This window comes from Nocardia sp. IFM 10818 (assembly GCF_054655275.1).
This window is the reverse complement of record NZ_BAAHJH010000001.1, coordinates 6,353,286-6,374,096: the sequence shown is the minus strand read 5'-3', so window position 1 is coordinate 6,374,096 and position 20,811 is coordinate 6,353,286. Positions and strand designations below refer to the sequence as shown.

16 protein-coding genes and 1 pseudogene are annotated in these 20,811 nt (G+C 68.0%); 8 read left to right on the top strand and 9 right to left on the bottom strand.

Annotated features, from left to right (window positions below):
* Positions 1-402 precede the first annotated feature (402 nt).
* Genes ACYQ5L_RS29675 through ACYQ5L_RS29665 form a run of 3 tightly spaced genes read right to left on the bottom strand, consistent with a single transcriptional unit; the run spans position 403 to position 3,515 of the window.
* Positions 403-1,605, bottom strand: a complete 1,203-nt coding sequence (locus ACYQ5L_RS29675) for an ATP-grasp domain-containing protein (RefSeq protein ID WP_459961529.1) — start codon at positions 1,603-1,605, stop codon at positions 403-405.
* Complete coding sequence (locus ACYQ5L_RS29670) at positions 1,602-2,546, bottom strand: glycosyltransferase family 2 protein (RefSeq protein WP_459961528.1); 945 nt, start codon at positions 2,544-2,546, stop codon at positions 1,602-1,604. The genes ACYQ5L_RS29675 and ACYQ5L_RS29670 overlap by 4 nt, the downstream gene beginning before the upstream one ends.
* A 12-nt stretch (positions 2,547-2,558) precedes the next feature.
* Entirely contained in the window at positions 2,559-3,515 is a 957-nt protein-coding gene (locus ACYQ5L_RS29665; protein WP_459961527.1) for an NAD-dependent epimerase/dehydratase family protein, read from the bottom strand.
* Between the two features lie 298 nt (positions 3,516-3,813).
* Between ACYQ5L_RS29665 and ACYQ5L_RS29660 the strand changes: the two genes are divergently transcribed.
* Positions 3,814-5,394: a peptide ABC transporter substrate-binding protein gene (locus ACYQ5L_RS29660; RefSeq protein WP_459961526.1), complete on the top strand. Its 1,581-nt coding sequence runs from the start codon at positions 3,814-3,816 to the stop codon at positions 5,392-5,394.
* A gap of 5 nt (positions 5,395-5,399) precedes the next feature.
* On the opposite strand, the gene ACYQ5L_RS29655 is transcribed toward ACYQ5L_RS29660, so the two are convergent.
* Positions 5,400-6,617 (bottom strand): TMEM143 family protein, encoded by a 1,218-nt coding sequence (locus ACYQ5L_RS29655; RefSeq protein WP_459961525.1) that lies wholly within the window; start codon positions 6,615-6,617, stop codon positions 5,400-5,402.
* A 119-nt stretch (positions 6,618-6,736) separates the two neighbouring features.
* Between ACYQ5L_RS29655 and ACYQ5L_RS29650 the strand changes: the two genes are divergently transcribed.
* From ACYQ5L_RS29650 to ACYQ5L_RS29635, 4 genes are all read left to right on the top strand, one after another.
* Positions 6,737-7,507, top strand: a complete 771-nt coding sequence (locus ACYQ5L_RS29650) for a hypothetical protein (RefSeq protein WP_459961524.1) — start codon at positions 6,737-6,739, stop codon at positions 7,505-7,507.
* A gap of 138 nt (positions 7,508-7,645) precedes the next feature.
* A complete protein-coding gene (locus ACYQ5L_RS29645) occupies positions 7,646-11,011 on the top strand; it encodes a CHAT domain-containing protein (RefSeq protein WP_459961523.1) in 3,366 nt (1,121 codons plus the stop codon).
* Positions 11,012-11,038: 27 nt separating this feature from the next.
* On the top strand, positions 11,039-11,380 hold the full coding sequence (locus ACYQ5L_RS29640; protein WP_459961522.1) for a hypothetical protein: 342 nt from the start codon (positions 11,039-11,041) through the stop codon (positions 11,378-11,380).
* A 221-nt stretch (positions 11,381-11,601) separates the two neighbouring features.
* On the top strand, positions 11,602-12,006 hold the full coding sequence (locus ACYQ5L_RS29635; RefSeq protein ID WP_459961521.1) for a hypothetical protein: 405 nt from the start codon (positions 11,602-11,604) through the stop codon (positions 12,004-12,006).
* Positions 12,007-12,210: 204 nt separating this feature from the next.
* On the opposite strand, the gene ACYQ5L_RS29630 is transcribed toward ACYQ5L_RS29635, so the two are convergent.
* A complete protein-coding gene (locus ACYQ5L_RS29630; RefSeq protein WP_459961520.1) occupies positions 12,211-13,065 on the bottom strand; it encodes a CE1 family esterase in 855 nt (284 codons plus the stop codon).
* Between the two features lie 218 nt (positions 13,066-13,283).
* Here ACYQ5L_RS29630 and ACYQ5L_RS29625 point away from each other — a divergent pair, with 218 nt between their 5' ends.
* Positions 13,284-15,443: a zinc metalloprotease gene (locus tag ACYQ5L_RS29625; protein WP_459961519.1), complete on the top strand. Its 2,160-nt coding sequence runs from the start codon at positions 13,284-13,286 to the stop codon at positions 15,441-15,443.
* 27 nt (positions 15,444-15,470) lie between these two features.
* Here the strand turns inward: ACYQ5L_RS29625 and ACYQ5L_RS29620 are convergent, their stop codons facing one another.
* The 3 genes and pseudogenes from ACYQ5L_RS29620 to ACYQ5L_RS29610 all read right to left on the bottom strand — a co-directional run bounded on the left by ACYQ5L_RS29620 (position 15,471) and on the right by ACYQ5L_RS29610 (position 16,490).
* Positions 15,471-15,815, bottom strand: coding sequence for an FCD domain-containing protein (locus ACYQ5L_RS29620; protein ID WP_459961518.1), 345 nt, complete (start codon positions 15,813-15,815; stop codon positions 15,471-15,473).
* Between the two features lie 109 nt (positions 15,816-15,924).
* Positions 15,925-16,038, bottom strand: a pseudogene (locus tag ACYQ5L_RS29615) (iron dependent repressor, metal binding and dimerization domain protein); the annotation flags it as partial.
* Positions 16,038-16,490: a MerR family transcriptional regulator gene (locus ACYQ5L_RS29610; protein WP_459961517.1), complete on the bottom strand. Its 453-nt coding sequence runs from the start codon at positions 16,488-16,490 to the stop codon at positions 16,038-16,040. The pseudogene ACYQ5L_RS29615 and the gene ACYQ5L_RS29610, both read right to left, overlap by 1 nt.
* Before the next feature lie 73 nt (positions 16,491-16,563).
* Here ACYQ5L_RS29610 and ACYQ5L_RS29605 point away from each other — a divergent pair, with 73 nt between their 5' ends.
* Entirely contained in the window at positions 16,564-19,164 is a 2,601-nt protein-coding gene (locus ACYQ5L_RS29605; RefSeq protein WP_459961516.1) for a PEP/pyruvate-binding domain-containing protein, read from the top strand.
* Positions 19,161-19,841 carry a tyrosine-protein phosphatase gene (locus ACYQ5L_RS29600; protein ID WP_459961515.1) on the top strand — a complete coding sequence of 227 codons (681 nt, stop codon included), beginning with the start codon at positions 19,161-19,163 and terminating at the stop codon, positions 19,839-19,841. Before ACYQ5L_RS29605 ends, ACYQ5L_RS29600 begins: the two co-directional genes overlap by 4 nt.
* Before the next feature lie 12 nt (positions 19,842-19,853).
* Here ACYQ5L_RS29600 and ACYQ5L_RS29595 read toward each other — a convergent pair whose 3' ends face one another.
* Positions 19,854-20,693, bottom strand: coding sequence for an NAD(P)H-binding protein (locus tag ACYQ5L_RS29595; RefSeq protein ID WP_459961514.1), 840 nt, complete (start codon positions 20,691-20,693; stop codon positions 19,854-19,856).
* Between the last annotated feature and the right edge of the window lie 118 nt (positions 20,694-20,811).

Genomic DNA, 20,811 nt, shown 5'->3' with positions numbered 1-20,811 from the left:
GCCGTCACGACCGCGAGCGCCCCGAGCACCGCACTGCGTATCCCGGCGCTCATGCGGCCCCCCTGAGCTCGAGGCGCGGTGCGCCATGCTGTCCGGCGCGGTTGATTCCGGCCGAGAGCGCGCCGGAATGACGAGCAGAACTCTCGACCGGACGCTCGGCGACAACGGCGGCTCGCTGTGGCGAATCGGCCAGGCCGGCGTCTGCGCCTGTTTCGGGTGCGAGCGCCCCGGGGACCTTACTGCGGGGCGCCGGGTTCATGCGGCACTTCTGAGGTCGAGCCGCAGTACGTCGAGCCGCCCGTGCTGTCGCGGCTGCGGTCCGCTGCGGCGCATCGGCCGTATCCGTGACCGTGGCCGTCTCGGGCGCCGGCGCATCAGGGACCGTACGGTGGATCGCGCGGTTCATGCGGCATCGCTGAGTTCGACGCGCAGTGCGTTCTGGACCCGGGTGGTCGCGGCGGCGGCCTGTTGTGCGGAATCGGCCGCAATGACGAAGTGGCCCAGCTTGTTCGCCGCATTGTCGTAGGGCAGCACCGGGTGGCCGGGGCGGGCGAACAGGGTGAGTTCCATCAGTTCGGGGATGGTCGCGACGGTCTCGGCGCCGGTTACTCGGCTGATCGTGCCCGCTCGGTCGGCGAACAGGATCTGGGCGACGGCGGTGCGAGCGCGGGTGGGGGTGAGGTCGGCGGGCTGTGCGGTGGCCGCCGCGATGGATGCGGCGATGAGGTCGACGCCGTACGCGTGGCGGACCAGGTCGCCGAGGCTGTTGCCGCCTACGCGGGCGCCCATCTCTATCAGGTGTATTCGGTCAGCGTCGTCGACCAGGAGATCGACGGTCAGTGGGCCGCGCTGGTAGCCGAGTTCGGCGACCAGGGCGTCGAGCATACCGGTCAGCTCGTTCACGCGGGCGGCCTCGAGATCGGCGGGAACCCGATGCGCCGTGGTCACGAAGTGCGGGGGAGGGGTGAGGGTTCTGGCGCTCACGCCGACGAAGGCGATGCGGCCTCGGTCGACGAATGCTTCGGCGCTGTAATGCCTTCCGGCGATGAGTTCCTCCACGATCACTCTCCCGTCGCTGGCGTGGCCGCTGGCCGCCGCCGCCGCGGCCGTCACTTGATGCGCGTCCGTGCAGACCTGGATGCCGCGGCTGCTCTGCGCGTCGATCGGCTTCACCAGCACGGGAAAGCGCAGGGACGCGGCGCGGATCGGCAGATGCGCATCGACGAGGCCCGCGACGTAGCGGTGGTGTGCGAAGCCGAGACCGTCGCAGACGGCGCGAAAATGGGCTTTGTCGCCGGACGCGCGCACGACCGCCTCCGCCGGCGCGCCCGGGAGCCGCCAGTGGCGGATCAGCCCGCGCTGGGCGGGCAGGCCGGTGTCGCTGGCCGGGGAGAGCACGCCCACGAGATCGGTGCGGCCGTCGAGCGCCCGCGCGATCGGCTCCGGATCGTGAATGCTGAGCTGCACGAACTCGTCGGCGAGCGGGCGTGCGAGGACATCGGGACGCCGATCCACACAGATTGTGCGGTAGCCGAGTTCGCGGGCGCGGCGGTAGGTGGGGAGGGAACCGTCCGCGCCGCCGAGGATTACCAAGGTGCCGGTCATCGCGCGCCACCGGTGATCTCGGCGCGCTCGAGTTCCAGCCGATCCGAGCTCTCGATGGGCAGATCGGATTCGCGCACGTAATACAGCGCCGGGCCGTAGCGGCCCATCGCCAGGATCGAATATCGCAGCAGTAGAGCCACGGTGGGCAGCATGGCCGATTGAGCGAGCAGCAATGCGGCCAACGCTGGGGAGTTTCCGGCCGAGCCCAGCAGTGCCAGTGCCGCGAGCGAGGCGAGCGTCCCGGTTGCCAACGCGACCGTGGCGGCGGCGCCCAGGGCGGTCGAGTGCCCGACGTACAGGTCGAGGGCGTGCCCGGCCAGGCGGGCGATGGTGAACTTCGACCGCCCCGCCCGGCGGGCTCGGTGCGCGGTACGCACGGTGGTGTACCGGCTGGTTATCCGCGGCAGCGTGGCCATGAAATACGGTGCTGGACGCCGTAATTCGACCACGCGCCGGGCGACGCCGGTCCGGACGAGGCGGAAGGTGGTCGCGCCGCGCGGCAGTTCGATCCGGAGCAGCCGGCGGGCGATGAGGTCCGACAGCGTGGATCCCCAGCGCCGCAGCCGTGGATCGTCGCGGTGGTCGCGGACGGCGAAGACCGCATCCACCTGATCGGTCGCCGCCGCGATGAGCCGGTGCGCCTCGGCCGGATGGCCCTGCAGATCGGCGTCCATGTGCAGCACCCAGTCCTTGCTCGCGTACTTGTAGCCCGCGGCGAAGGCGGCCTCGAAGCCGAACCGGCGGGCAAACGAGATGTAGTGCACGCGTGCGTCGTTCGAGGTCAGATCGCGCAGCAGCCGCAGGGTCGCATCGGTGCTGCCGTCATCGACGAACACCAGTTCCAGGTCGTGCCCGCCCAATTCGGCGACGATCGCCCGGTGCGCGGCGAGCACGGTGTCCTCCTCGTCCAGGCAGGGGACGACCACGGTGAGGCTCAGCATGGCGGACGCGCCTCACACCGTCGCCGACGGGACCGGCGCGGGCTGTGGAAGCCAGTGGGCGCCACGGGTTTCGGAGAACCATTCGACGGTGCTGCGCATGCCCTCCGCCAGCGGCCGCAGCGAATCCGGATCGATCCCGATGGCCGTCAGGGTGCTCGGATCGGCCGAAACCGTGGCTCCCGGCACCTCGCCCGGCCGCATCGGCAGGCTCAGGATGGGAACCCGGGGATAGCCCAGCTCGACGCACTGGTCGATAATCAGTTCGGCGACCGACCGGACCGAATGCGACTGTGCGGGACCGACTTCCACGACGGTCTCCGGCACCGTGCCGTGCGCGGACGTCTCCAGCGCCGCCACCAGCGCCCGCGCCACATCGCCCACCCACACCATGTCCGAGCGCTGCACGCCGCCGCCGTACAACTCGACCGGCCATCCGGACAGCGCCCGGCAGATGACCGCCGGGGTGAGCTTGCGCACCTTGCCCGCCCCGAACGGCGCGGCGGCCACCTGGCGCGGGCCGTAGGCATTGACCACCCGCACATTCACCACCCGGGTGCCCCGGTAGGCGTTGTACATGTGCACGAACCGCTCGACGGCGGTCTTGGAGATCGAATAGCTGTTGTTCATCCAGTGATTGCCGACGCAGATGTACACGCCGGGCAGCTCGTATTGCGCCACCGCCTCCAGAAAGTTCAGGCCGCCACTGAGATTCGTCTCCGCCGCCGGTTGGGGTCTGCGTATGGTCTCTTGGGTGCCGAGTACCGCGGCCAGATGGATGATGCCGTCGCAGTGCGCGGCGAGCTCGGTCATGGCGGTCGCGTCGCGGATATCGCCGAGCATGACCTCGTACGGCTGGGCGCCCGCGCGGCGCCGGTGGTCGAAGATCACGGGTTCGTGACCCCGGTGGGCGAGTTCCTCGCACACATAGGAGCCGATGAATCCCGACCCGCCCGTGATGCCAACTCTCATCTGACGCCTGCCTCGCATATTATCCGGCTATTCGCCGGTTATTCCGGCAGATTGCCAGGCTTTTGGCCCAATCCGCCGGATTAATCTCGGATCTGCGTAGTCTAGGCACAGACTCGCTGTGAAAGGCTCGGTTTCACGGGGCTTCTCGCCGGATGCGCTGACAAGTCCCCTTCACACGGTTAGGGTGCGAACCAATTCCGACGTGATCGGGCGGGGCCTCGGCGAACCCGCGTGTCGCGCACGATCACTCATGCCCGGAGGACAGGAGAGGGCGTTGAGATTTCTACGATGGGGTGCGATGACCGCGGCGGCGGTCCTGGCCACGAGCCTGGCGCTGACCGGATGTTCCTCGAACGAGAGCCACAGCGATGTGGTGACCGTGAACGGCGGGGAGCCGCAGAATCCGCTGGTGCCGACCAATACCAATGAGTTCTTCGGCGGCCGGGTGGTGGACCGGCTGTTCGCGGGATTGAAGTATTACGACGCGGAGGGCGTCGCGCACAATGAGGTGGCGCAGTCGATCGAGACGACGGATCGGCAGCATTACAAGGTGACGCTCGAGCCGGATTGGAAGTTCACCGATGGCACCGCGGTGACGGCGAAGTCGTTCGTGGACGCCTGGAACTACGGTGCGCTCGGCACCAATGGGCAGTTGCAGAACTGGGTATTCACCTCGATCAAGGGGTATGCCGATGTGGCGGCGGAACCGCCTGTCGCGCAGACCATGTCGGGGTTGAAGGTGGTCGACGACCGCACTTTCACCATTGAGCTGGAGCATCCTTCGATCGATTTCGAGCTCTCGCTGGGCTTCGCGCCGTTCTATCCGATGCCCGAGGCGGCGTTCAAGGATATGGAGGCGTTCGGGAAGAACCCGATCGGCAATGGGCCGTACAAATTCGCCGGGCCGGATGCCTGGGAGCACAATGTCAAGATCGACCTGGTGCCGAACCCGGATTACCAGGGCGGGCGGCAGCCCAAGAACAAGGGGCTGCAATTCAAGATGTACCAGTCGTTCGACACCGCGTACGCGGATCTGCTGGCCGGCAATCTCGATGTGCTGGACACCATCCCGGACAACGCCCTGTCCACCTACAAGCAGGATCTCGGGGATCGCGCCATCACCAAGGCGACCGCGCAGAACGAGCATCTCGGCATTCAGCCGAACCTGCCCCACTTCGGCGGCCAGGAGGGCCTGCTGCGCCGCAAGGCCATCTCCATGGCGATCAACCGGCAGCAGATCTGCGACACCATCTTCAACGGCACCAAGATTCCGGCGACCGATTACACCGCCGCCACGCTGCCCGGGTTCCGGGAGAACCTGCCCGGTTCGGAAACCTTGCGCTACAACCCCGATGAGGCCAAGAAGGTGTGGGCGCAGGCCGACGCCATCGCGCCGTGGTCGGGGCGGTTCGAGATCGCCTACAACTCCGACGGCGGTCATCAGGCGTGGATAGAGGCGGTGGCCAACAGCATCAAGAACACGCTCGGCATCGAGGCCGTGGCGGTGGCGTACCCGACCTTCAAGCAGATCCGCGACCTCATCCATTCCCGGTCCATCGGCAAGGCGTTCCGCTACGGCTGGCAGGGCGATTACCCGTCGATGCTGGAATTCCTGGTGGCGCAATACCTCTCGACCTCGGATACCAACGACATCGAGTACTCCAGCCCAGAGTTCGACACCCTCCTCTCGGCGGCGCAGGCCGCGTCGTCGCCGGAGGCGTCCTATGAGAAGATCGCGCAGGCGCAGACCGTGCTCATCAAGGACATGGCCGATATCCCCATCCTCAACTACATCTCCACCGCGGGGCGGTCGGAGCACATCAAGGAGGCGGAGCTGACCTGGGCCGGGCTGTTCGATTTCGAGAACATCGTGAAGTAGCGCGGTCACCGGTTGTGGCGGAAGAGGTTGTCCCAGCGGCGGTCCAGCCGTCGCTTGGCCTCGGGCAGCCGCACCACGCCCAGCCGGCCGTGCTCGTCCTCGGTCAGCAGGTCGAGCTCCCGGAGCTTGTCCAGGCCGTCGCGGATCTCGAAATCGAAGGTGGTGTCCCAGCGTCGGCGGAACCAGCCCTCGATTCGCTCGTCGAGCTCCGCGGCGGTCAGCGGGTGCTCGGCCGTGTCCAGGAAGTGGTAGGCGAGCAGGGTTTCGTTCACCTCCGCTTCCTCGGCCGCACCCAGCAGATGGTGGAAGACGCCCGCGTCATTGTCCAGGTTGCGGAAGTACAGGTGCTCCGAGAGCGACTTCATCAGCTTGATCTTGCGGTTCTTGAACTTCGAGAACTGCCGCCACAGATAGCCGCCGAAGGCCGCCAGCCCCGCGACCAGGGTCACCAGCGCGGTCTTGTCCAAGTGCACCGATTCCTCGCGCAGCCCGATCCAGAACGCGAGCAGCAGCGCCAGCACACCCAGTGAGGCAATGAGTTTGGTGGCGATCACGACGATGCCGGAGATCACCGCCGGCACCCCGATCAACAGCTTGTCCCGGGTGCGCATCCGGACTCGTACATTCGGATACAGCATCTCCAGATCGTTGCGCGGCACATTCTGGAACAGCTTCAGCAGCACCGAGCCCGTACCGGGCGGACGGCTCGGGCTGTCCTCGGCGAAGGCGATGTACACCAGAACCTTGGCGTAGTTGGTGAATTCGATCCGCCGCCGCCGCAACCCGTAGAGCGACTTCACCTCCTCGGTGCGCTGCGACACCCCGCGCCGGAAGAACATGACGGTGTCGATGCCCTCGTCCTCCACCGCCAACCGCACCTTCACCAGCGAGTCCTCGGCAAAAGCCCGCGCGATCTCCGCCGCATCGATCCGGGTGAATTCGGCGGCCTCGGCCAGCGCCACCAGCTCCGCCTCCACCGTCTCCCGCGCCACGGCCCGGTCCTTCGCCGTCACGGTGCCCACGGTCCGCACATCCTCGGCCGGGTCCACCAGATGATAGGCATCGAGCACCGCATCCCCCCGCGCCTGAAATCGATAGTGCGCCAGAGCCGCCAGCATCCGCGCGAACTCCGCGAACGACTCCCGTTCCTCCTCCGGCAGCTCTCCCGCACACAGCGAAATCACCGCATTCTTGCGAAACGGCAAATAGTTCTCGGTACCCATCGGCAACTCCTCTCGGCAGGCGAGCCCGCTGCCTCATCGGGTACCACACCGAGCGCCTTCGATCCAGGTCGTTCGCCGCCCTGATGCCGCCGCCCACCCGCCGCATACCGTCGCGAGGCATGAGCCAACGATCAAGTGTCACCCTGACCACCTGCGCCGCACTGCTTTTCGCCGCTTCCGGCCCCGCCGCGGCGGCCCCCGAACCTCCCACGCCCGCCGGCCCCATTCCCTCCGCCGAGACGGCGGTCGCCGGTCCCGCCAACCTCGACGCGCTGGCGGTGGCGGTCCGCCCCGATCACGGTCACCTCACCGGCGTGACAGTGGATTTCGACCGCACCAGCCGCACCGAAACAGGTGAGAAGCCCGCCGCCGCAACTCAGTTCGTCTTCCTCTTCGACAAGTCCATCAGAATCAATGTCGACCGCTTCCCCACCTGCTCCCGAGCCGACCTCACCCGCCTCGGCCCCTCCGGCTGCCCCGCCGGCTCCCAGGTGGGCGCCGGCAAGGCCGACATCCACTCCGGCACAACCGCCGACGTCCTGGTCTTCAACACCCGCCACGCCACCGGCGACCGCGGCGTCCTGATCACCATCCCCGCCACCGGCGCTATCCTCGAGAACACCCTCGAACCGGTAACCAATGCCTACAGCGCCGACTACGGCCCCGCCCTCGACGAACTCCTCCCCTCGTCCCTACCCCCGCAGGACCGCGCCGCCACCACCCGCTTCCGCGTCCAATTCGGCGCCGTCCACACCGACCCCACCGGCACCCACAGCTTCCTCGAATCCTTCGCCCTCCCGGGCCAGCCACTGAAGTTCGGCCTCTGGAGCCGCTTCGTCACCGGCCAGACCGTCCTGCCGGTCGCCGACGCGGTGCGCCCATTGTGGTGAGGTGAGGCGGCTGCAACGAACCGGCCGCTGTTCAGCCCGCTGAATCCAGCCTCCGTCAGAAGAACTCGGCTATACCCTTGCCCTGCGCCGGGTGGGATTGGCGCCGGAATGCTCCGCTGAGGTTGTGGACAGAGGCCTATGGACGAGGACGCGCAGGGGGAGACCGATGGTGAGGCCGCGAATGAGGCGAGTGCCCGCGAATGGAGTGACAAAGCCGAACTTTTGAGTAATCGTTACCGTGACAGCGGTGGGCGCAACGATCTGGATGAGGCGATCGACTGTGCGCGCAAGGCGGCGGCCGCATCACACGATGAGCCGGCAGACAGGGTGCCGTATCTCTCCAATCTCTCCCATCTGCTCCGAACACGATTCGAGCACTTCGGCGCCCTGTCCGATCTGGCGGATGCCATCTCCGTCGCACGGTCGGCGGTTGATGCCCTGCCCATCGGGTACACGGAAGCGGCCACCGTATGGTCTTCACTCGGGACGGCCTTGCTGCGCCGAGCACAGCACACCGCCGGCGCGGAATCGGATTTCGCCGAAGGCATCGAGGCGATGCGCGCAGCGGCCCGGAGATCCGGGCCGGAGCCCGCCGAAATCGCCCGCCATCGCGCGAACCTTGCGATCGCCTTGACTCTCCGATTTCAGCGGTTCGGTCGGCCGGACGATCTCGACGAGGCAATCGAGGCCGTGCGCGAGGCGCTGTCGGTGATCGCTCAGGACGATCCGCGTCGGCCGGTGATGTCGTCGAATCTCGGTGCGATGCTGCAGATTCGGTTCAAGCGGTCCGGCAGGAACACGGATATCGACGCCGCGATAGACCTGCAGCGTGCTGCCGTGAGTGCGATTCCGGAGTCGGCGCCGGTGTTTCTGGGCCATCTGGCGAACCTCGGCCTGGCACTGGGAATTCGTCATCGTGCCCGGGGCGGGAGCGCTGATATGACCGAGGCGAGGGACATCGCTCGCCGGGTCGTCGATCTCGCTGGTGACGATCATGCGGACCGACCCCTGTATCTTTCCTACCTTTCTGTCGCTTTGCAGGACGACTTCGAGTACACCGGCCGAGCTTCGGCGCTGGACGAGTCGATCGCGGCTGCGCGGCAGGCGGTTTCCGCGGTCCCCGAGGGCCACCCCCGCTTGGCGGGGTATGCCGGAAACCTTGCGGTCTCGCTGCAATTGCGTTTTCACAGCGGGCGGAGGCTGGCGGACCTCGATGATGCGATCGCGGCCGCTCGCTGTGGGGTGGAGGTGTGCGCCGAGAATGATCCCGATCGTCCTGGACACCTTACGAATCTGAGCAAGGCCCTGCGCATCCGATTCGAGCGAACGGGCCAGAAAGAAAATCTCGACGAGTCGGTCGAACTGGCACGCGCGGCGGTCGACCGATCTCCGGCGGACCGTCCGAGTCGCGCCGGCTATCGCACCAACCTGCAGATCGCCTTGCTGATCCGATACGAACGGTTCGGTGCGGCAAGCGATCTTCACGAAGCGTTGAAGCAGGCGCGTGCGTCCGTGGCCTCGACGTCGGCGGACGATCCCGCACTCACACGCCGCCGCTCCAATCTGAGCAACGTCCTGACGGCAGCGTATCAATGCACGCGCGATCCGGCCGAGATCGAGGAGGCCATCGAGGTCGGAGCGCAGGCGCTGGCGGGGGTACACGCTGATCATCCCGACTACGCCGAGATCGTGGCAAACCTCGGAATTGCGTTCCACACGAGGTTCGCGGTGACCGGGGACCTGGCTGACGCACGCGCCGCTGTCGAGCACAGCCGGGCAGCGGCTGAAGCGCATACCGGGGCGACCACAGTGCGGCTGACCGCAGCACGTCGATGGGCGCGGGCAGCGGTCGATTGTTCAGCGGGTGAGGACGCGCACGCCGGCTATCGCACTGCGGTCGAGTTGTTGCCTCGTGTGGTGCTGCGCGGGCTGCCTCGCGTGGACAGCGAACATCAGCTCGGCGAATGGACCGGTTTGGCGGCGGAGGCGGCCGCGCACGCAATCGCTATCGGCCGACCGGAAGCGGCGGTGGAATTGCTGGAGCAGGGCCGTGCGGTGCTCTGGTCGCGGCTGCTCGTCGATCGTGGCGACCTCGCCGAACTGCGCAGGCGGCGAGAGGATCTGGCCGTTGCGGTGGAGGCTCAACTGGCGGTCATGGAGACCGCGTGGATGGATGATACGCAGAGGATGCGTGATGCCTCCAGCGTGATCGCGCGCCGCGAGACGACGATCGCCGCCGAGCGGCGCTTGGGAGAACTCCTCGACGAGGTCCGCGAGCTTCCGGGCCTGGGCGACTTTCTGCTGCCACCGCGCCTTCCCACCCTTCAGCGTGCTGCTCGCGATGGACTCGTCGTGATGGTGAACATCAGCGAGGCCCGTTGCGACGCCCTGATCGTCGGCGCGGATCGGATCACGCCGGTCCCGCTCCCCGGTGTGACGGCGGGCGCGGTCGACGAGCGGGTGGAGGCCTACCTCGCGGCGTTGATGGCCTTCGAGCGCGCCGGTGAGAGCCTCGCGAAAGTACGGAATGAGATCGAGCGACGAGAGCAGGAGATCGCGGCGGGGGAATTCCCTGCCTCGCTCGCCCGTCGAAACGCGCGGGCGAATGCTGATTACGTCCGAACTCGGGACGATATGGAGAACGAGCTACAGGCGGTGTGCGCTTGGTTGTGGGAGCGGATCGCGGTACCGGTTTGCGCGGCTGCGAGCCTCACCGGCGACCCGCAGGCATTGCCGCGACTGTGGTGGTGTCCCACCGGAAAACTCAACCTACTGCCGCTGCACGCCGCGGGCGATTACGCCGCACCTGGCACGGCACGGCAGACGATCTCCAGCCGTGTGGTGCCGTCGTACACACCGACTCTGCGCGCGTTGTACGAGGCGGCCTCCGCACCAGAGGCTACCGGGGACGGTGCGCGGGACCTTCTGATCGTGTCGGTACCGGAGCCACCCGATGCGCCACCCCTGCCGGCGGCGCGCGACGAAGCAGAGGCGATCAGCGCGTATTTCGCCGGTCGATTCACTCAGTTGAGCGGCCGCGATGCGACGGTCGAGTCCGTGCTGGCTCTCCTCCCGAAGTACCCGCGGGTGCATTTCAGCTGTCATGGCGATCAGGATCTGGCCGCACCATTTCGAGGACGTCTTTTATTGGGAGACGGTGCCGTGACAATCGCGGATATCGGGTCCATGCGGTCCACTGGTGAATTCGCGTTCTTGGCTGCGTGCAAGACCGCCACAGGGGGAACCGTACTCGCCGACGAAGTGGTCACCATGGCTGCGGCGCTGCACTATCGCGGCTACCGGCACATTGTTGGCAGTTTGTGGTCGGTTCTCGACGACCGGTCGGTCGAGCTCGCGATCGCGGTCTATCGGCGACTGACCGTCGACGGCGTCTTCGCACCTGCGAATTCGGCGCGTGCGCTGCACGCGGTGATCGACGAGTTCCGCGCACGTGAGCCGAACCGGCTCGGCGCGTGGTTGCCGTTCGTGCACATAGGTCCTTGAAACAATCAGTTCCGGAAGGTGATTCGTATGGCGGACGTCCATGAATCCGTGCCGTACATCGAAGTGACCAGCCCTGATTTCGCGGTATCGGCCGAAGCGACCTTCAAGCTGTGTTCCCACGTCGGCGGGATCGAATCGCTGCGCGGACCGTGTCCACGATGTCGCGGTGAGATGGAATCTCCGGTGGTGACGGAGATCTACCGGCGGTTCGGAATCGGCAAGTTGTTCCGGCGCTCGGGAACCGGGCCCGAGCGTGATCCGGTCGAAGTGCTGGTGTGCTCATGCGAGTACGAGCACGATGGCCGACCCGACGGTGAGATCGGCTGTGGAGCGTACTGGATGCTGCGAATCCAATCGGAGTCCTCGTGAGCCGTCGCCTCGTCGCAGGCCCTTCGGCCGGCCTCGCTGACCTGCACAGGGCTCGTCTCCGTGCCCAGCTGCTGCGTGACGAGTTGTCCAGGGTCCGCGCGACTGCGTCCGCGTGGCGGAACGGACTCGGCGGGCTACTCGCCGGTGTGGTCGGGTTCAGCGTCATCCGCGGGCGCTCGGATATCTCTACCCTCGCCCGCCCCTGGGCAGTTGCCGTTGGTGTGCTGTTGTTCCTGGCGCTGTTGTGCGGCACGATCGCGGCGCTGTGGCTCATCCGCGCAGCCAGTGGTCCCACACGGGGAACACCGATTGAAACGGCCCTGCACCGGGTTACCTCGGAACATATCGAGGCCGCCCTTTCACGACGTGCGATGCGTCGTGGCGTCGGTACGGCGTTGACGTGTGGCGCTTTCCTGATCGCCGCTATTGCCGTGACTTGGTACGGCCCGGCTGCCAAACCTCCTGTGCTGGAGATCAATACCCGATCACAGGGCACAGCATGTGGAACCCCGATCCGTGTCGATCCATCCGGGGCCGTTGTGCTGAAGACGGTTTCGGGCGAGGTTACCGTGCCCCCTGCCGATATCGTCACGCTTCAACCGGTCAGCGGGTGCGCGAAGAACTAGGACGTGACGCCGGTCGCCGAAGTCATTCGCACATTGTGGTGATTTGATACCTGATTCACAGACCCTGTTCAGGGCTATTTGCCCGGCTTGTCCTCACGGTCCGGTATGGGCTTTATTGGTGCGGAAGTGGCTGCCGGGGGCTTCGGTCGCGGTAGCCACTTTCGTGTGCCCTGGCGGGGACGGCGCCGCCAGGGAGGCCGGACGCTAGGGGCGGGGATGGGCGTCCAGGAATTGCCAGATGTGGTCGCGGAGGTCTTGGCCGGTGTCGCCGCCTGGCCAGAGGTGGGTGACGCTCTTGTAGGTGCGCCACCAGATCGTGGCTCCGGATTTGCCGGGGGCGTATTTCCGGAGGGTGGCGAAGGCGTCGGTGGAGGTCTGGGGGGTGGGGTTGTTGTGGGTGCGGGTCAGCCACTTTTCGAGGTTGGCCTGGCCTATCGCGGGGGTGGAGCTGAAGTCGTGTTCGCCTTGGAAGAGGGCGAGGGGGATGGGGCTGGCGGGGGTGCAGGGGGTGGGGTGGGGGCCGGAGCCGACATTGGGGTCGGTGGGGTCGAAGCCTGCCCAGGAGGTGGCGGCGGCGAAGAGGTCGGGGGCGTCGCAGGCCATGCGCTGGGACATGATGGCGCCGCTGGAGAAGCCGTCGATGAAGACGCGGCGGGGGTCTACGCACCAGGTGGATCGGATATCGGAGACGACGTCGCGCAGGTAGGTGACATCGGGGGAGTGCTGGTCGAAGTTCCAGTAGGTGGTGGGGGCTTCGGGGTAGGCGACCATGAAGTGGTGCTCGGTGGCGTAGGGGGTCCAGGCGGTGACGAGCTCGTGCACGGCTGCGGTGTTTCCGCCGCCGTGGTTACTTATCAGCAGCGGGGCCGATTTCGAGGTCAGGCCGGGTGGGACGTGTAGGCGGTAGGGGCGTGCGCCGATGGTGCGGGTGATCGTTCCGGCCGTTGGCTCCAGGCCGCAGCTCGGGGCTGCGTGCGAGGTGGAGGCGGGTGTGGCCATGCTGATCAAGGTCAGCATGGCAATGCCGGCGAGGCCTGTGCAGACGTACCGCAGCGCCATCGGAGCTGTACTCCTTCGGTAGCGACAATCCGGGCAGACATAGGATCGGCACACCATACAGCCATCTGTCAGCAATCGATGCGGCGACGGTCCGGTGAGTAGTGGCGGTCCGGGATGCGGGTAGTGCGTACTCGTGTGCCGGGCAGGCGGCGGTGAAATGATGAAACGGCCCGCAAATCGTCGCGGAGCATCAATGTCACGCCGTCCTGGGGGAATTCATGACACAGCACAGTGGCCCGCCGGCAGAGCACGGTAGCCCATCCGATCCGCTCGCCTTGCAGCGCGGTCCGGTCAGCGGCCGATACGAAGGGTTCGGCACCGAGCTCGGCACCCGGACCAGCCTGCTCGACCTGCGCATCGATATCGATACCCGCTACTCGGGTGACTCGCCGGTCATGAACCGGGTCAGCGGTGACTTCTTCCAGCTGCTCGGCGGGAGCCCGCCGCCCGCCCCGCCCGCGCAGCCGATCTATATCGAATCCTGGATCGTCGACAATCCCGCCGTCACCTGGTCCGCCGACCGGGTGGTCGTCAGCGGCGCGGTCCGGTATTGGCGGCGCAGTCCGAATCCGGCTGTCCAGGTGCGGATTACGGTGCCCTGGTCCGGTGCGGCGATCGGCCCGGCCATGGTGGAGTTCAGCACCGGAGGCACCACCACGGCCGCCTATCTCTGCAACTACCGCTCCGACGACTTCCGCACCATGGTGCTCGAACTCGACTACGCCTCCTCGGTGAACATCGCACCGCACGCGCCGGTGTACGACACGCACAGCCACCCCAACCGGCCCGGCGGCACCCGACGCCGCACCCTCACCCTGGAAACGGCCTACCGGGAGGCGGGCGTCGGACTGACCGTCGACCCGGTGCGCACCGTAATCGACGACAGCGCAACGGGTTTCGCCAGCTGGAGCCCCGCCGAACTGCACGATGCCATGGAGACCGCCTTCAGCCGCATCAATGGCGCCTGGCCGGCCTGGAGCATGTGGGGCCTGCAGGCGGGCACCTTCGACAGACCGACCGTCGGCGGCATCATGTTCGATGCCGACGCCGGATTCGGCGGTGCGGGACGCTCCCCGGAGCGGCAGGGTTTCGCGGTGTTCCGCAAGCACACCTGGTTCGACGACCTGGCGCCGGGCCCGCCGCAGACCCTCGCCCAGGCGCGCGCCATGCGGCATTTCCTCTACACCTGGGTGCACGAGGCGGGCCACGCCTTCAACTTCCTGCACTCCTGGGACAAGGCGCGCCCGAACTCGCTGTCGTGGATGAACTACGACTGGCGCTACGACATGATCAATGGCCAGGACAAGTTCTGGGCCGATTTCCGATTCCGTTTCGACGACGAGGAACTCGTGCACCTGCGGCACGGCGATCTCGCCTCGGTCATGATGGGCGGCGACCCGTGGGCCTCCGGCGGGCACCTGGAATCCCCGGCCCTCCGCGCCACCCGGCTCGGCCCGGACCAGTCCTTGGAATTGCTGCTGCGCGCACCGTCGTACTTCTCCTATATGGAACCGGTCGAAATCGAGTTCCGCCTGCGCAATCTGCTGCCGGTGCCGCAGTCGGTCGACGTCCGGCTGTCGCCCGACCACGGCACGACCACGGTGCTCGTCCGCAAACCCAATGGCACCATGGTGCAGTTCAACTCGGTGATGTGCCTCTACGGTCTCCCCGAGACGCGGGTGCTGGCCCCGGCCGCCGACGGCGCGCAGGGCCCCGACCGCTACAGCGAACTTGTGCCGCTCACCTTCGGCAAGCGCGGGTTCGTCTTCGACGAGCCCGGCCAGTACGAACTCCGGGCCGTCTATTCCAGCGGCAACCAGTACGCGGTGTCGAATACCCTCGGCGTCCGCATCGGCCAGCCCGCCACCAAGGAGCAGGACCGCTTCGCCGCCGAATTCTTCGACAGGCAGGTCGGTCTCGCGCTCACCTTCGGCGGCTCCATGTCCCCGTATCTGGCGACCGGCATGCGGACCCTCACCGAGGCCGCCGACCGTTTCGCCGACGACGACCTCGGCGCCAAGGTCGCCACCACCGTCGCCAAGAGCGTGGGCCGGGACTTCTTCGGCCGCACCATCACCGACGGCGAGGACAAGATGGTGCAACGCCACAAGGCCGATCCCGCCGCCGCTCTGGCGGTCACGGAACCGGGCTTGCAGCGCTACCGCAAATCCGACGACCGATCGGCGAACCTCACCTACAACGAGCTGGTGACCCTGCGCGCGAATCTCCATATCGCCAACGGTGATCCGGAACTCGCCCGCCAGGAACTGGTCGCCCTCGCCGAGGACTTGGGCGCCCGCGGTGTGAATCCGAATGTGCTCCAGGACATCCGGGCCAAGGCGAAGTCCGTCCCGGGCAAACGCCGCGGAGGCAAATGAGCCCTTGGGGAAACGCGGCGTCGGCGGTCATGGCCAGGTGACCGCGCCTCCGGCGCAGTGCAGCGCCCCGACCCGGGTGCGGAAGCGCAGTGCGGCATTGCCGCCGCGCCGGATGGTGGACAGCACCGTTGCCTCGTGACCGGAGGTGTCGGCGTTCTCGCGGGCGGCGTGCTGATTCGCCAGGGTCTGCCTAATTCGAGCCAGGTCCGCATCGGTGCGCCGCTGCGCCGCCGCCCGGGCGGCCTGGCGTTCGAGCGCACCCGGAGTGAGCCCCGCGGCCAGCAGTTTTCGCAGGAATGCGCTCGCTGATCCGGTACAGCTGCACCACCCGGCGACCGGTGCGCCCGGCCGTCGAAAGCTGCTGTATCCCACGGGGAACCGGCGGCGGGGGCGCGTCGGTCACGCCGAGTTCGGCCAGGCCCGGAATCGGCGCGCCGTAGGGGCAGAACCGGGGGCCGCCGCAGAGCTCGAAGATGCGGCGTCCGGCATCCTCGGAGATCACGTGTTCCCAGCGGCACGCCTCGGCGTGCACCTGCGCCCAGTCCAGCCCGATCACGCGGTGCAGCAGGACCTCCGCGAGGCGGTGCTTGCACATCACCCGCACCGCGAGGCGTTTGCCCTCCGGCGAGAGCCGCAGCTGCTCTCCGAACCCGGTTCGGAGCCGGGCAATTCCACCGTGGACCGGAACTCCGGGCACTGCTCCAGGGCGTTGTCGCGCTGGCATTCGAGCAGATGGGTGAGGTAGGCGCGGGTGGTCTTCAGCTTGCGCAGCTGGGAGTCCACCGCCTCGATCCGCGCGGCCACCGTGTCCCGCCAGTCGTGGGTCGCGGTGCGGCCGGCCAGCACGGTCGCGATCTCGTCCAGGCTCAGCTGACCGGTATCGCGCCACAGCCGGATCAAGGCGATCCGATACAGCTGATCGCGGTCGTAGTAGCGCCAGCCGGACCGGCGGTGCGGTGTGATCAGCCCTCGGCGCTCCCAGTAGTGCAGCGTCGAAACAGGCAGGTCGAACCGGATGGTGACGTCCCTGATCGAGGTGTACTCCATCGCGTCATTTGAACTCAACCCAGGTTGAGAAAGCAAGCTGAGCCTAATCAAACACTCATGGGAGGTAATGGACGTGACGATCGACGACATCGACCGGACGGCCCCCGCTGTCCTCGGCCTTGCCGCGGTCGGAAGCGGTCTGCGGGACCTGGTGGGCGGGAAGGCCGCCAACCTCGCGGAGATGCTGGCCGCGGGGTTCCCGGTGCCCGACGGGTTCTGCGTGACGACGGCCGCGTACCTGGAGGCGGTCTCGGCGGACGAACTGCTCGACGCGCTCGCGCGGACTCCGGCCGAGGACGCCGAACGCCTCGGCGAACTCGCCGGGCAGCTGCGGGACTTCATTCTCGCGACGCCGATACCGCCCGCGCTCGAGGCCGCCGTCGTCCGCGCCTACGAAGAACTTTCGGGCGGCGAACCCGTCGCGGTCGCGGTGCGGTCGTCGTCCACCGCCGAGGATCTCCCCGATGCCAGCTTCGCCGGGCAGTACGACACCTATCTCAATGTGGCTGGGGCTCAGGGAGTTCTGGACGCGCTGCGGCAGTGCTGGGCGTCGCTGTGGTCCGAGCGGGCGACGTGCTACCGGGCGGCCCACGACACCGACCACTACCCGGCCATCGCCGTGGTCGTGCAGCGCATGGTCGACGCGGCCGGCGCCGGGGTGCTGTACACGGCGAATCCGGTGACCGGCAAGCGATCCGAGATCGTGGTCGAGGCCACGCCCGGTCTCGGGGAGGCGGTCGTCTCCGGGACCGTCACACCCGATCACTACAGCCTGACCGTGGACGGCGAGCCGATCGAGACTCCGGAGGACGGCTGCCTGTCGGCGGCTCAGCAGGCCGAACTGGTGGCCATGGGCCGTGAACTGGAGCGGCACTTCGGCGTTCCCCAGGACATCGAGTGGGCGTTCAACCGCGACAGCGACCTGTGGCTGACCCAGTCCCGGCCGATCACCACGCTGTTCCCGGTGCCGCACTCCGGTCACTCCACCCCGCGCGCCTATTGGTCGGTCAATGTCTATCAAGGCATCAGCCAGCCGTTCACGCCCATGGGCGCCGATATGATCCGCGAACGCCAGCGCGGCATGCAGACCTCTATGCAGTCCCTCGGCTTCTCGGCCTTCATCACCGATGTGCACGGCTGGCTGTTCTGGGATATCACCGACGGCGTGCGCAGCCCGGCCAAGCGCCCGAAGATGGCCGCGTTCGTGGACAGTCTCGCCGCGCCGTCCGGGCGGATCGTCGAACAACTCGGCACGGACCCGCGATTCCCCGCTCTCCCAGCGGGTTCGGAGAACGACACGCCACCGCGGCCGCGGCGGCGGCGCTGGGAGCGGATGATTCCGGCCTGGCTGTGGCCGGATACGGCGCGCGGCCGGGTGCTCCGGGATGCGGAGAAACGCCTGCGCGCCTTCGCCGGACCGGTCGAGGCGAGCGCCCGCGAACGCCTCGCGTTCGTGGAATCGGTGCGGCGCGATGTCTGCCGGATCGAGGCCGATCTCCCGCGCGACGCCAATACGGCGGGCCATGTCGGCGCCCAGCTGGCGGCCGACCTGCTGCGCGGCTACGCCTCTCAGGCCGAGATCAATGCCGTATTCCGCGGCGTCCCGCACAATCCCACCACCGAGATGGACCTCGTGCTGTGGCGGCTGGCGGCGCGCATTCGCCGTGACGGCACGGCCTCCCGCCTGTTGCTCGAGACGGCCCCCGACGAGCTGGCCGCCAAGCAGCTGGCGGGCACCCTGCCCGATCTGGTGCAGCACGGCGTGGCGGATTTCCTGCGGGACTACGGCTGCCGGGCCACCGCCGAGATCGACTTCGGGGTGCCGCGCTGGTCCGATGATCCGGAGCCGATCTTCGCCATGCTGGCCAACTTCCTGCGCGCCTCCGGCGCGGAGCAGGATGCCGAGGCCCGCTTCGCCGCGGCCGAGGCCGCCGCCGAGGCGACGATCGGGGAATTGATCGGCCGGGTCCCGAAAACCCGTGCGCCGCAAGCCCTGATGGCCGGATTCCTGCTGCGCCGGTCGCGGCGGCTGCGCGGGTTGCGGGAGTTCCCCAAGCTGTGCCTGATGCGCGGTTTCGCCCTGCTGCGCGCACAGTTGCTGCTCATCGGCGCGGAGATCGCCGCCGTGGGACGGCTGGAGCGCGCGGACGATGTCATGTTCCTCGAGCTCGCCGAAGTCCGTGCGGCCGTGGACGGCCGGGACTTCCGGGCGGAGGTGGCCGCGCGGCGCGCCATCCACGACCGGGAATCGCGGCGGCCCCGGGTGCCGTCGATCCTGATCTCCGACGGCACCGCGCCCCAGCTCGAAACCGGTTCCGCGGCACGGACCGCCGATCTGACCGGGCTGGCGGCGGCCGCGGGCGCGGTGACCGGGCGGGCCCGCGTGGTCGAGGATCCATCCGGCGCGCGGGTGGAGCCCGGCGAGATCCTGGTCGCCGCCACCACCGATCCGGGCTGGACCCCGCTGTTCCTGACCGCGGCGGCGCTGGTGACCGAGACCGGCGGCATGATCTCGCACGGCACCACTGTCGCCCGCGAATACGGCATCCCGGCCGTGGTGGGCGTTCCTGAGGCCACGCGGAAAATCCGCACCGGGCAATGGATCGCGGTGGACGGCACCGCCGGAACCATCACCTTCGACACGGGCGCACCGGAGGAAGGAGACGTCCGATGACCATGGTCACCTCGCCGCTCACCGGCGCGTTCAACTTCCGCGACACCGGCGGCGGCCGGATCCGCCGGGGCCGGCTGTACCGCAGCGACACCCTGCAGGCGCTGACCGACGCCGACCGCGAGCTGCTGATCGAATGGTTCGGCGTCCGTTGCATTCTCGACCTGCGCTCGGAGTCCGAGACGCTCGCCGAAGGCGTGGCGGAGCTACCCGGCGCCCGCTACGCCCACGTCCCGCTGCGCGCCGTGCAAAGCGGTCGATCGTCCCGGCTCGAGGACATCTACGTCGATCATCTCGCCAATGACGTCAATCTCCCGCGGGCCATCGAAACCCTGTCCGGTCTGCTCCCGCGCCCCACCGTCGTGCACTGCGCCTCCGGCAAGGACCGCACCGGCATCGTCATCGCGATCACCCTGGGCCTGGCCGGGGTGCCCCGCGAGGCGATCATCCGCGATTACCTGCGCAGCGCCGACAGCATGTCCCGGGTCATCGAGCGCTTCCGCGACTACAACCTGCCGGAGCACCTCTTCCGCTGTCCGGAGTCCGCCATCACCGCCCTGCTCGACGCCATCGATCGCGACTTCGGCGGTTTCGCCGGCTGGGCCACCTACGCCGGGATCTCGAACGCCGCCGTTCTCCGCCTGCGCCGCAGCCTGATCATCACCACGCCGCAGGGCTAGGGCCGGGAAGGGTCAGGACTGGGACCAGATCCCGGTGGCGGCCGCCTTTCCGGCCCACTCCTCGATGCCGTTCGGCGCGCGGCCCAGCACGCGCTGGACGCCGTCGGCCAGGTCGGACAGGTGGCCTGCGCGCATGACGGCGAAGAGGCTGTCCATGGCGGCGACGCCGACCTCGTCCCAGCCTTCGGCGCGAAGTTCGGCGCGGTATTGCTCGGGCGTCAGTTCCTCGAAGCGGATTTCGCGACCGGCCGCCGCGGCGATAATGGCCACCGCCTCGGGATAGGTCAGGCGGCGCGGGCCGGACAGCTCGTAGATCCGGCCGGTGTGGCCGGGCTCGACGAGGACCGTGGCGGCGACCGCGGCAATGTCGTCGACGTCGATGAGGGGTTCGAGCACCCCGCCGACGGGGAGGCCGAGTCGGCCCGCGCGCAGCGGAGCGTGCCAGAGGTCCTCGGTGAAGTTCTGCAGGAAGTTGTTGGCGCGCAGGATGGTCCACTCGACGCCCGAGCCGCGCACCGCCGCTTCGGCGGCGGCCATGCCCTGGCCGAAATGCTCGTCGATGTGCTCGATACCGCGGCCGGACAGCGCGACGAAGCGGCGCACGCCCGCGCCCACCGCCTGCTCGACGAAGCCGGCGATCGGTTCCGGTTCCTCCGGCGCCACCAGGTAGACGGCGCCGACGCCCGCCAGCGCCGGTGCCCAGGTGGTGCTGTCCGACCAGTCGAAACGGATTGCGCTGGAACGCGATACCGGTCGCACCCGGGCGCCTGCGGCGCGCAGCTGCTCGACCACCCGGCGGCCGGTCTTGCCCGTGGCGGCGAGGACGAGGATCTCATCGTTGTGCTGTGCCATGACTCGATTCCAGTCCAGGTGAGCGGCCCCGGCCATGGATCACCGTCCACAGTCCATAGGAGTTCGTCCACCAGTCCCGCTGCGGTGTGATGAGCACCTCAGCAAATTGCAGTTTCTG

What these genes read in the sequence shown, in the direction of transcription:
- ACYQ5L_RS29600 (WP_459961515.1), top strand. Translation starts at nt 19,161, where the DNA reads ATGACCATGGTCACCTCGCCGCTCACCGGCGCGTTCAACTTCCGCGAC.
- ACYQ5L_RS29650 (WP_459961524.1), top strand. Translation starts at nt 6,737, where the DNA reads ATGAGCCAACGATCAAGTGTCACCCTGACCACCTGCGCCGCACTGCTT.
- ACYQ5L_RS29655 (WP_459961525.1), bottom strand. Translation starts at nt 6,617, where the DNA reads ATGGGTACCGAGAACTATTTGCCGTTTCGCAAGAATGCGGTGATTTCG.
- ACYQ5L_RS29675 (WP_459961529.1), bottom strand. Translation starts at nt 1,605, where the DNA reads ATGACCGGCACCTTGGTAATCCTCGGCGGCGCGGACGGTTCCCTCCCC.
- ACYQ5L_RS29670 (WP_459961528.1), bottom strand. Translation starts at nt 2,546, where the DNA reads ATGCTGAGCCTCACCGTGGTCGTCCCCTGCCTGGACGAGGAGGACACC.
- ACYQ5L_RS29595 (WP_459961514.1), bottom strand. Translation starts at nt 20,693, where the DNA reads ATGGCACAGCACAACGATGAGATCCTCGTCCTCGCCGCCACGGGCAAG.
- ACYQ5L_RS29630 (WP_459961520.1), bottom strand. Translation starts at nt 13,065, where the DNA reads ATGGCGCTGCGGTACGTCTGCACAGGCCTCGCCGGCATTGCCATGCTG.
- ACYQ5L_RS29660 (WP_459961526.1), top strand. Translation starts at nt 3,814, where the DNA reads ATGACCGCGGCGGCGGTCCTGGCCACGAGCCTGGCGCTGACCGGATGT.
- ACYQ5L_RS29645 (WP_459961523.1), top strand. Translation starts at nt 7,646, where the DNA reads ATGGACGAGGACGCGCAGGGGGAGACCGATGGTGAGGCCGCGAATGAG.
- ACYQ5L_RS29665 (WP_459961527.1), bottom strand. Translation starts at nt 3,515, where the DNA reads ATGAGAGTTGGCATCACGGGCGGGTCGGGATTCATCGGCTCCTATGTG.
- ACYQ5L_RS29610 (WP_459961517.1), bottom strand. Translation starts at nt 16,490, where the DNA reads ATGGAGTACACCTCGATCAGGGACGTCACCATCCGGTTCGACCTGCCT.
- ACYQ5L_RS29625 (WP_459961519.1), top strand. Translation starts at nt 13,284, where the DNA reads ATGACACAGCACAGTGGCCCGCCGGCAGAGCACGGTAGCCCATCCGAT.
- ACYQ5L_RS29640 (WP_459961522.1), top strand. Translation starts at nt 11,039, where the DNA reads ATGGCGGACGTCCATGAATCCGTGCCGTACATCGAAGTGACCAGCCCT.